General features: G+C 69.3%; 10 protein-coding genes. 3 read left to right on the top strand and 7 right to left on the bottom strand.

Annotated elements, in window-relative coordinates; translation table 11 throughout:
- Positions 1-83: 83 nt before the first annotated feature.
- The 7 genes from B351_RS0114620 to cyoA form a co-directional block, all read right to left on the bottom strand.
- A complete protein-coding gene (locus tag B351_RS0114620; RefSeq protein ID WP_019399779.1) occupies positions 84-632 on the bottom strand; it encodes a response regulator transcription factor in 549 nt (182 codons plus the stop codon).
- On the bottom strand, positions 625-2,001 hold the full coding sequence (locus B351_RS0114615) for an ATP-binding protein (protein WP_019399778.1): 1,377 nt from the start codon (positions 1,999-2,001) through the stop codon (positions 625-627). Before B351_RS0114615 ends, B351_RS0114620 begins: the two co-directional genes overlap by 8 nt.
- Positions 1,964-2,779, bottom strand: coding sequence for an SURF1 family protein (locus B351_RS0114610; protein ID WP_019399777.1), 816 nt, complete (start codon positions 2,777-2,779; stop codon positions 1,964-1,966). The genes B351_RS0114615 and B351_RS0114610 overlap by 38 nt, the downstream gene beginning before the upstream one ends.
- A gap of 63 nt (positions 2,780-2,842) precedes the next feature.
- Entirely contained in the window at positions 2,843-3,256 is a 414-nt protein-coding gene (gene cyoD, locus B351_RS0114605; protein WP_019399776.1) for a cytochrome o ubiquinol oxidase subunit IV, read from the bottom strand.
- Positions 3,253-3,888: a cytochrome o ubiquinol oxidase subunit III gene (gene cyoC, locus B351_RS0114600; RefSeq protein WP_019399775.1), complete on the bottom strand. Its 636-nt coding sequence runs from the start codon at positions 3,886-3,888 to the stop codon at positions 3,253-3,255. The genes cyoD and cyoC overlap by 4 nt, the downstream gene beginning before the upstream one ends.
- A complete protein-coding gene (gene cyoB / locus B351_RS0114595; RefSeq protein WP_019399774.1) occupies positions 3,881-5,857 on the bottom strand; it encodes a cytochrome o ubiquinol oxidase subunit I in 1,977 nt (658 codons plus the stop codon). The genes cyoC and cyoB overlap by 8 nt, the downstream gene beginning before the upstream one ends.
- Before the next feature lie 98 nt (positions 5,858-5,955).
- On the bottom strand, positions 5,956-7,008 hold the full coding sequence (gene cyoA / locus B351_RS0114590) for a ubiquinol oxidase subunit II (protein ID WP_019399773.1): 1,053 nt from the start codon (positions 7,006-7,008) through the stop codon (positions 5,956-5,958).
- A gap of 198 nt (positions 7,009-7,206) precedes the next feature.
- Between cyoA and B351_RS0114585 the strand changes: the two genes are divergently transcribed.
- The 3 genes from B351_RS0114585 to B351_RS17860 form a co-directional block, all read left to right on the top strand.
- A complete protein-coding gene (locus tag B351_RS0114585; protein WP_019399772.1) occupies positions 7,207-8,535 on the top strand; it encodes an MFS transporter in 1,329 nt (442 codons plus the stop codon).
- Positions 8,536-8,660: 125 nt separating this feature from the next.
- The gene (locus B351_RS16950; RefSeq protein ID WP_050992246.1) at positions 8,661-8,858 is read left to right on the top strand and encodes a succinate dehydrogenase assembly factor 2; all 198 of its coding nucleotides are present in this window, start codon (positions 8,661-8,663) and stop codon (positions 8,856-8,858) included.
- On the top strand, positions 8,809-9,118 hold a 310-nt coding region (locus B351_RS17860), incomplete at its 3' end, for a hypothetical protein (RefSeq protein WP_039731754.1). The genes B351_RS16950 and B351_RS17860, both read left to right, overlap by 50 nt.

Raw genomic sequence — 9,118 nt, 5'->3', positions numbered from 1 at the left:
GTCGCCGTTTTGCGTTGGGGGATTGGGGATTGGGGATTCGTGATGCGCCCCGGCCCGAATCACCAATCACCAATCACCGCAGGCTACTTGACCTGCTGCTTGCCCAGCTTGCGGGCCAGGGTGCGGCGATGCATGCCGAGGCGGCGGGCGGTTTCGGAGACGTTGAAGCCGGTTTCGGCCAGGACTTCGTGGATCCGCTCCCATTCCAGGGTCTTGATCGAGGTGGGACGCTCGCCCAGGCCGATGTCGGCGTTGCCCTGGGCCTTGCCGAAGGCGGCTTCGATGTCGTCGGTGTTGGAGGGCTTGGCCAGGTAGTGGCAGGCGCCCAGCTTGATCGCTTCCACCGCGGTGGCGATGCTGGCATAGCCGGTCAGCACCACGATCAGCATGTCGGGATCGCGCGCATGCAGGGCCTGGACGCAGGCCAGGCCGGAACTGCCGCCGGCCAGCTTGAGGTCGACCACCGCGTAGCCGGGCTCGAACTCCTGCAGCACCGCGTCCAGCTCGGCCTGGCCGGGCACGTGCCGGACTTCGTAGCCGCGGCGCTCGAAGGAGCGGACCAGGGTGCGGGCGAAGGCAGCGTCGTCTTCGACGATCAGCAGCTTGCGCGGCTGCTCAATGGATTCATTCATCGTCATCGGCATCCGGGTCGGGGGGATCGGGCTGGGGCGGCAGCAGGGCGGCCAGTGGCAGTTCCAGGACCACCCGGGCGCCGCCGGGGGAGCGGTTGGAGGCGTTGAGGCGTCCGCCCAGGCTGCGGGCCACGTTCAGCGAGAGGAACAGGCCCAGGCCGCCGCCCGGGCGGCCCTTGGTCGAATTGTAGGGCTTGCCGAAGTTGGCCAGCGTCTGCTCGCTGAACCCGGGGCCGTTGTCGCTGACCTCCAGGACCAGGGTCTGCCGGTCGCCCCCGGCGAGGCGGACTTCCATGCCAACCCAATCCGGCGATGCCTCCAGTGCGTTATCCAGGATGTTGCCGATCATCTGCTTGAGGCCGGAGTCGGAGATGATCGGCACGTCCGCCTCCAGGTGGCGGCGGTAGTCGAGCGTGCGCACCGGACGGGTGGCGCTCCATTCGCTGACCAGGCCGTCGAGGAAGGTTGCCAGGGTGGTCTGTGCCGGCGCTTCGCCGCGGGCGTCGCCGGCCGACAACAGGATGCCGGTGACGATCGACTTGCAGCGCTCGAGCTGGGCCTGCATTTCGTCCAGGTCCTGCTGCAGGTCCGGGTGTTCGGTGAACGGCGCCATGCGCCGCCAGTCGCCGAGCAGCACCGACAGCGTGGCCAGCGGCGTGCCCAGTTCGTGCGCGGCGCCGGAGGCCAGCAGGCCCATGCGCACGATGTGCTCCTCCTCCACCGCCTGCTGGCGCAGCGCCGCCAGGCGTGCGTCGCGGTCACGCAGGATGCGGGCGATGCGGCCGATGAACAGGGCGGCCAGGGCCGCCGTCAGCAGGAAGCAGGCCAGCAGGCCCTGCACGTAGGGATCGGCCACGCCGCGCGCCGGATTGGCGTGGATGGTGACCGGCCCGGGCGAGACCACCATGCCCAGCACGCCGGCGCAGGCCGCGGCCACCACCACCCACGCGGCCCAGCCGGGCAGCAGCAGGGCGCCGAGCGCCACCTGCAGGAGGTACAGGAACAGGAAGGGGTTGGTGATGCCGCCGCTGAGGTAGAGCTGCGCGGTCAGCGCGGCCACGTCCACCAGCAGGGCCGCCAGCAGCGCCAGGTCGCCGACTTCCTGCCGCGGCCGCCAGAACACCAGGCAGGCCAGGTTGAACGCGGCCAGGCAGCCGGCGATGCCCAGCATGGTGACCAGCGGCAGCTCGATGTCCAGCGCGAAGTGGACGAAGCCGATGGTCGCGACCTGGCCGACGATGGCGTACCAGCGCAGCTCGATCAGCTGCTGCATGTTGCGCAGGCCGGCGCCGTGCGCCTCGTCGGCCGGGGCCAGTTCGAACAGGGCGGGGCTAGCGGGCGCGCCCGCGCCCGGGGTGCGTGGATCCATCCGGTTGCTCCGTGCTGCGCTGGCGCCAGTGGCGGCGGATGCGCCGTTCCTCCAGCGCGAAGCGCCAGGCGCCGAAGGCCACCAGCAGGGCCAGCGCGAACCAGGTCAGCGCATAGCCCAGGTGGTTGTCGCGGAACCGTACCACCGTCAGCCCGCCGCGGGGCCAGGGGCTGCCGGCCTGGACCGCCGAGGCGGCGTCGGCGTCGATGAAGTAGGGCAGGGCGCCGGCCAGGCCGCGGTGGGCGGCGATGGCCTCCACGTCGCGCGAGTACCAACGCTCCTGCTCCGGCTGGTTGCGGCGCAGGAAGCCGCCGCCGGGCTCGCCCAGGCGCAGCAGCCCCGTGACTTCCGCCGGGGCGTCCGCATCGGGCGGGACGGGTTGCCAGTGCTCGGGCACGAAGCCCAGGTTGACCAGGACCACGCTGCCGTCGTCGCGGCGCAGCGGCCGCAGCAGCCAGTGGCCGGAACCGGCCTCGGTCAGCGCCTGGGTGCGGGTATCCAGGCCCGGCAGCCAGTGGCCGCTGACGCGGACCCGGCGGTATTCGTGGTTGACGGGGGAAGAGGCCGCCCACGCGGCTGCGTCGGGCGCAGGCACCGGGGCGGCGTGCACCCGCGCGTCGACGCGGGCGATGAGGTCGTGCTTCCAGTGCAGGCGCTGGACCTGCCACAGGCCCAGCGAGAGGAACAGCAGGAACCCAAACGCGAACGCCACCGCCAGGACGGCGGTGGCGAGCGGGCCGTGCGGCCGCCGCGGGGCGGCCTCAGGCAGGCTGTTCATGGCGGTGGACCCTGGATCCGTTGTCCATGTGGCCAGCGTAACAGCCGCGGCGCATGGCCGGCGTCAGGGCATGACCAGCGCGTCGTGGGTCGACATGTGCGGCATCATGTTGGCGTTCATGTGGTGCATGACCCACAGCGAACCGGCCAGCACGATCACCACCAGGACCACGGTGAACATCAGCGCAAGCATGTTCCAGCCGCCTTCCGAGCGCGCGTTCATGTGCAGGAAGTAGACCATCTGCACCACGATCTGGACCACGGCCAGGCCGAGGATCACCAGGGCGGTGGTGCCGGAGTCCTGGATCACGTTGCCCATTACCAGCCAGAACGGGATGGCGGTGAGGACCACCGACAGGACGAAGCCGATGACGTAGTCGCGCAGGCTGCCGTGCGCGCCCTCCTCGTGGGCGTGGTGCTCGCCGCCGTGCTCGTCGTGGCTGGCGGCGTGGGCGTGGATGTCGTGGGGCTGGCTCATGGCAGCACTCCCATCAGGTAGACGAAGGTGAAGACGCCGATCCAGACGACGTCGAGGAAATGCCAGAACAGGGACAGGCACATCAGGCGGCGGCGGTTGGCCTCGTGCAGCCCGTGCATGCGCACCTGCACCATCAGCACCACCAGCCACACGATGCCGAAGGCCACGTGCAGGCCGTGGGTGCCGACCAGGGCGAAGAACGAGGACAGGAACGCGCTGCGCTGCGGGCCGGCGCCCTCGTGGACCAGGTGCGAGAACTCGTACAGCTCCAGCCCCAGGAACGCGGCGCCGAACAGGCCGGTCACCGCCAGCCAGCCGAGCACCCCGGCGGTGCTGCGGCGCTGCATGGACAGCATCGCGAAGCCGTAGGTGATCGAGGACAGCAGCAGCATGGCCGTGTTGAGGGCCACCAGCGGCAGGTCGAACAGGTCGGCGCCGGTGGGGCCGGCGGCGTAGCTGCGGCCCAGCACGCCGTACACCGCGAACAGGCAGGCGAAGATGAGCAGGTCGCTCATCAGGTAGATCCAGAACCCGAGCAGGGTGCCGTTCTGCGGGTGGTGGTGGCCGCCGGTGTCGTAGAACCGGGTCGGGTCGCCGGCGAGCGGCGAGGATGCAATGGCGGCGTCAGACATTGGCGTTCTTCAGCAGTTCGGTGCGGGCGGCTTCGGTCTCGGCCACGTACTCGGCCGGGATGTAGTAGTCCCGCTTGTAGTTGAAGGTATGCACGATCGAGGCGATCACGGTCGCGGCGAAGGCGCCGATGGCCAGCCACCAGATGTGCCAGACCAGGGCGAAGGCGCACACGGTGGACAGCCCGGCGATGACCACGCCGGCGGCGGTGTTCTTCGGCATGTGGATCGGCAGGAAGCCGGAGGTCGGGCGCTGGGCGCCGCGCTGCTTCATGTCCCACCACGCGTCGTTGTCGTGCACCACCGGGGTGAAGGCGAAGTTGTACACCGGGGGCGGCGAGGAGGTGGACCATTCCAGGCTGCGGGCGTCCCAGGGGTCGCCGGTCACGTCGCGCAGCTTCTCGCGGTTGCGGAAGCTGACGAAGATGCAGACCAGGAAGGCGGCGATGCCGATGGCGACCAGCACCGCGCCGAAGGCGGCAACCTGGAACCAGATCTGCAGCGATGGGTCGGTGAAGTGGCTCATGCGGCGGGTCACGCCCATCAGGCCCAGCACGTACAGCGGGGTGAAGGCGAACCAGTAGCCGGCCAGCCAGAACCAGAACGAGACCTTGCCCCAGAACGGGTCGAGCTTGAAGCCGAAGGCCTTCGGGAACCAGAAGGTCATGCCGGCGAACAGGCCGAACACCACGCCGCCGATGATCACGTTATGGAAGTGCGCGATCAGGAACAGGCTGTTGTGCAGCACGAAGTCGGCCGGCGGGACGGCCAGCAGCACGCCGGTCATGCCGCCCACCACGAAGGTGACCATGAAGCCCACCGTCCACAGCATCGGCACCTCGAAGCGGATGCGGCCGCGGTACATGGTGAACAGCCAGTTGAAGATCTTCGCGCCCGTGGGGATCGAGATGATCATCGTGGTGATGCCGAAGAACGAGTTGACGCTCGCCCCCGATCCCATGGTGAAGAAGTGGTGCAGCCACACCAGGTACGACAGGATGGTGATGCAGACGGTCGCGTAGACCATCGAGCTGTAGCCGAACAGGCGCTTGCCCGAGTAGGCCGAGACGATTTCCGAGAACACGCCGAAGATCGGCAGGATCAGGATGTAGACCTCCGGGTGGCCCCAGATCCAGATCAGGTTCACGTACATCATCGGGTTGCCGCCGAGGTCGTTCGTGAAGAAGTTGGTCCCCACGTAACGGTCCAGCGACAGCAGCGCCAGGACGGCGGTCAGCACCGGGAAGCTGACCACGATCAGCACGTTGGTGCACAGCGCGGTCCAAGTGAACACCGGCATCTTCATCAGGGTCATGCCCGGCGCGCGCATCTTGACGATGGTCACGATCAGGTTGACGCCCGACAACAAGGTGCCGACGCCTGCTATCTGCAGCGCCCAGATGTAGTAGTCCATGCCCACGTCGGGGCTGTACTCGATGCCCGACAGCGGCGGGTAGGCCAGCCAGCCGGTCTTGGCGAACTCGCCCACGAACAGCGACAGCATGACCAGCACCGCGCCGGCGGTGGTCATCCAGAAGCTGAAGTTGTTGAGGAACGGGAAGGCGACGTCGCGGGTGCCGATCTGCAGCGGCACCAGGTAGTTCATCAGGCCCGTCACCAGCGGCATGGCCACGAAGAAGATCATGATCACGCCGTGGGCGGTGAACACCTGGTCGTAGTGGTGCGGCGGCAGGTAGCCCAGGTTGTCACCGAAGGCGATGGCCTGCTGCAGGCGCATCATCAGCGCGTCGGCGAAGCCGCGCAGCAGCATCACCAGGCCCAGCACCATGTACATGATGCCGATCTTCTTGTGGTCGATGCTGGTGAACCAGTCGCGCCACAGGGTGCCCCACAGCTTGTACTTGGTGATCAGCGCCAGCACGGCCAGGCCGGCCACGCAGGTGCCGATGAACGCCGAGAGGATGACCGGGTCGTGCAGCGGGAACGATTCCCAGCCCAGGTAGCCGGTCAACGGGTTATAGGGTGCCGAAGTGGAATGAGGGGAGGACATGATTCGGGACTTCCGTCGTCAGGCCGCCGCGCCGGGTGCGGGCGCGGCGACGGACCGCATCAGGAGCGGGAGAGGGTGGTGGCCAGGCCGGGGGCCGGGGCGTCGCCGGCGGCGCACATGGCCGACTGCACGTAGCGGCCGCCACGCAGGTCGCCGCGGCTGCGGGCCTCCAGGCCCTCCATGCGGGTGCGGCCGGAGCCGTTGCCGGCGTCGATGGCCATCATCTCGTGCAGGCACATCCGGCGCGGGTCGACGCAGCGGTTGAGGACGGCCTCGTACAGGGCCGGGTCGACCGCGGCGAAGTGGTGCACCGGCTCGCGCACGCTGGGCTTTTCCAGCTCCAGGTAGCCCTCGCGGCCCAGCTCCCTGCCGCTTTCGCGGACCTTGCCCACCCAGGCGTCGAAGCCTTCCTGGCTGAGCGCATGGAAGCGGAAGCGCATGCCGGAGAAGCCGGCGCCGCTGTAGTTGGACGAGAAGCCTTCGTACTCGCCCTCGGTGCTGATCACCGCGTTCAGCTCGGTCTGCATGCCCGGCATGGTGTAGATCATGCCGGCCAGCGCCGGGACGTAGAACGCGTTCATCACCGTGGAGGAGGTGAGCTTGAAGCGGATCGGGCGGTCGACCGGGGCAGCCAGCTCGTTCACGGTGGCGATGCCCTGTTCGGGGTAGATGAACAGCCACTTCCAGTCGAGCGAGACCACCTCGACCTCCAGCGGCTCCACGCCCTCCGGCACCGGCTTGCCCTCGGCGATGCGCTCGAGGGGGCGGTACGGGTCCAGGGTGTGGGTGGTGATCCAGGTGATCGAACCCAGGGCGATGATGATCAGCAGCGGGGCCGACCACACCACCAGCTCCAGCTGCAGGGAGTGGTCCCAGTCGGGCTTGTAGGTCGCCTTCCTGTTCGAGGCCCGGTAGCGCCAGGCGAAGAACAGGGTGAGGCAGATCACCGGGACGATGATGATCAGCATCAGCACCGTGGCGATGATGATCAGGTTGCCCTGCTGGCGGGCGACGTCGCCCGGGGCGTTCAGCAGGATGGTGTTGCAACCGCCCAGCAACACGGCCAGGCTGGCAGCCGCCAGGAGGCGGCACAGGGTCTTGGGAAGGGACATCGTGCTTCGATTCGCGCTTGGCGGGGGTGCGCTGCACCGCACACTGTACCGCCGGGGGCAGGGGGGGGCGATTGGACGTTTTGTCCTATCGCCCGGCGCGGGTTTTGGTGTCACCCTGTCCGGGCCGGGTTGTGTACCCGGCCGTGGCCGTGCAACCTTGGCCGCAGCGACACCTTCCCGCCGCCTGCAACCGTTGCCATGACCTCGATCCCAGTGTCCAGCCATACCGTCTCCATCCACGGCCAGGATGCCTCCCAGCACGAGGTCGCCCCCGGCGAGATCGCCGTTGGCGTCGTGATCGGCCGGGCCTCGGAGTACTTCGACTTCTTCGTCTACGGCATCGCCTCGGCCCTGGTGTTCCCGAAGGTGTTCTTCCCCTTCGCCGAACCCCTGCAGGCGACCCTGTACTCGTTCGCGATCTTTGCCCTGGCATTCATCTCCCGCCCGCTGGGCACGGCGCTGTTCCTGCGCATCCAGGCGCGCTGGAGCCGCGGCACCAAGATGACCGCGGCCCTGTTCCTGCTGGGCACGGCCACCGCCGGCATCGCCTTCCTGCCCGGGTACGCGCGCCTGGGGGCGACCGCGATCGTGCTGCTGGCGCTGTTCCGCCTGGCCCAGGGCGTGGCGCTGGGCGGGTCCTGGGACGGCCTGCCGTCGCTACTGGCGCTCAACGCCCCCAAGCACCGCCGCGGCTGGTACGCCATGCTCGGCCAGCTGGGCGCGCCGGTGGGCTTCATCGTCGCCGCGGCGCTGTTCGCCTTCCTGCTCGGCAACCTCCCGGCCGAGGACTTCTACGCCTGGGGCTGGCGCTACCCGTTCTTCGCGGCCTTCGCCATCAACGTGGTGGCGCTGTTCGCGCGCCTGCGCCTGGTCGTCACCCACGAGTACGAGCGGCAGATGGGCCAGCGCGAGCTGGAGCCGGTGCCGCTGCGCGAGCTGTTCCGGGAGAAGGGCAGGCACGTGGTGATCGGCGCCTTCGCGCCGCTGGCAAGCTACGCCCTGTTCCACATCGTCACCATCTTCCCGGTCTCGTGGATCCTGCTGTTCTCCGAGCAGCCGATCACCGAGGTGCTGCTGGTGCAGGTGGTCGGCGGCTTCCTCGCCATCGGCGGCGTGCTGGCCTCCGGCGTGATCGCCGACCGCTTCGGCCGGGTCCCGACCCTGGGCGCGCTGGCGCTGGCGATCGCCATGTTCAGCGGCTTCGCCCCGACGCTGCTGGGCGGCGGCGAGCTGGCGCGGGACGTGTTCCTGCTGCTGGGCTTCGTCCTGCTGGGGCTGTCCTACGGCCAGTCCTCCGGCGCGGTGACCCGCAACTTCGGCTCCCGCTACCGCTACACCGGCGCGGCGCTGACCTCGGACTTCGCCTGGCTGATCGGCGCGGCCTTCGCCCCGCTGGTGGCCCTGGGCCTGTGCGCCAACTTCGGCCTGGCCTACATGGGCGCCTACCTGCTGTCCGGCGCGCTGTCCACGCTGCTGGCGCTGCTGGTGCACCGCTGGCTCAAGCAGCGCGAGGCCGCGGCCGGCTGAGGCCGGCCGCCGCGCGCCGTGCCCGGTAAAATGGCGGTTCCATTGCCGTGACCGATGCCGTGAGCGTTCCCGAGACCGATTCCGATATCCAGCTCCGCCGGATCCGCTGGCGCTGCCGCCGTGGCATGCGCGAGCTGGACCAGCTGTTCGAACGCTTCCTGAAACACCGCTGGGAGCAAGCTTCCGACGCCGAGCGAGGGGTATTCCTACGGATGCTCGATTGCGAGGACGATAAGCTCTGGCGCTGGTTCATGGGATACGAGGACTGTCCGGATGCCGAACTCGCCGGGCTCATCGCCGGCATCCGCGCCCTTCCGTCTTGAGTGGCGCCCCTCGCGCTGGCCGTCGCTGGCGCTGCTGGCGCTCGCGCCGCTGGCCGCGGCCTGCGTGCTGGCTTCCGGCGTCCCGCCGCGGGCCGGCGCGGCGCTGGCCGGCATCGCCCTGGCCTGGGGCCTGTGGCAGGCGTGGGCGCAGCGCCGGCAGTCCCGCCACCTGCTGGTGCTGGACGCCGACGGCGGCGCGCTGTTCGACGGCGTGCGCGTGCAGGCCTGGCAGGTCCGCTGGCGCGGACCGCTGGCGGTGG

Origin of the sequence: Pseudoxanthomonas sp. GW2, assembly GCF_000283075.1 — a bacterium.
Classification (GTDB): domain Bacteria; phylum Pseudomonadota; class Gammaproteobacteria; order Xanthomonadales; family Xanthomonadaceae; genus Pseudoxanthomonas.
The sequence above is the reverse complement of the archived record's forward strand: the minus strand, read 5'-3'. Positions and strand labels throughout refer to the sequence as shown.

What these genes read in the sequence shown, in the direction of transcription:
- B351_RS0114620 (WP_019399779.1), bottom strand. Translation starts at nt 632, where the DNA reads ATGAATGAATCCATTGAGCAGCCGCGCAAGCTGCTGATCGTCGAAGAC.
- B351_RS0114615 (WP_019399778.1), bottom strand. Translation starts at nt 2,001, where the DNA reads ATGGATCCACGCACCCCGGGCGCGGGCGCGCCCGCTAGCCCCGCCCTG.
- B351_RS0114610 (WP_019399777.1), bottom strand. Translation starts at nt 2,779, where the DNA reads ATGAACAGCCTGCCTGAGGCCGCCCCGCGGCGGCCGCACGGCCCGCTC.
- cyoD (WP_019399776.1), bottom strand. Translation starts at nt 3,256, where the DNA reads ATGAGCCAGCCCCACGACATCCACGCCCACGCCGCCAGCCACGACGAG.
- cyoC (WP_019399775.1), bottom strand. Translation starts at nt 3,888, where the DNA reads ATGTCTGACGCCGCCATTGCATCCTCGCCGCTCGCCGGCGACCCGACC.
- cyoA (WP_019399773.1), bottom strand. Translation starts at nt 7,008, where the DNA reads ATGTCCCTTCCCAAGACCCTGTGCCGCCTCCTGGCGGCTGCCAGCCTG.
- B351_RS0114585 (WP_019399772.1), top strand. Translation starts at nt 7,207, where the DNA reads ATGACCTCGATCCCAGTGTCCAGCCATACCGTCTCCATCCACGGCCAG.
- B351_RS16950 (WP_050992246.1), top strand. Translation starts at nt 8,661, where the DNA reads ATGCGCGAGCTGGACCAGCTGTTCGAACGCTTCCTGAAACACCGCTGG.